At 69.7% G+C, this 621-nt stretch carries 1 protein-coding gene; it reads right to left on the bottom strand.

Annotated elements, in window-relative coordinates:
* A partial coding sequence (locus VSR82_RS39940) for a condensation domain-containing protein (RefSeq protein ID WP_498858921.1) occupies positions 1–621 on the bottom strand: 621 nt, incomplete at both ends.

The following is a 621-nucleotide window of genomic DNA, read 5'->3' on the forward strand; positions in this document are numbered from 1 at the left end:
CATGGATGCACCGCTCCGACGGATACGCCGCCTCCGTGCGGTTCAGCTCCTCCAGCAGATACCCGCGCTCCGCCGCCGGCAGGATCTCCAGCTCCCGCACCGGCGTGTGCGGCGAGCGCTCCAGCAGGTCCGCCAGGTGCTCCAGCGCATGTTGCATGTAACCGCAGATACGCTCTGCTGAAACCGGCCCGCTCACCTGTGCCGTCAGGCCCAGTGCCTCTTCGCAGTCCTCCACCGACAGGCTCAGGGGATAGTTGGTGCGCTCCTGCGCACCCAGCCATTCGATGCCGTCCAGGACATCGTCGCCCACCGCCCCCTGAAGCGCCGCCAGCGTATTGTGGCGATAGTTCAGCAGCGCGCCAAACAGCGGCGCAGGCGCCGCAACGCCGCTGCAGCGCTGCGCCAGCGCCAGCGGGGCATGCTCGTGGGTGAGCAGCTCCGCCAGCCGCGCGTGGGTGCGACGCACACTCTCCCCGACCCCGGTTCCATCCACATCGAGCCGCACCGGCAGCGTGTTCATGAACAGCCCCATCGCCCGGTCCGCGCCGCTGCCACCATGCATGCGCCCGAACAGCACCGTGCCGAACACCACCTGCTCGCGCCCGCTGCTGCGCGCCACCA

This window comes from Burkholderia sp. JPY481 (assembly GCF_038900515.1).
Lineage (GTDB): Bacteria > Pseudomonadota > Gammaproteobacteria > Burkholderiales > Burkholderiaceae > Paraburkholderia > Paraburkholderia youngii.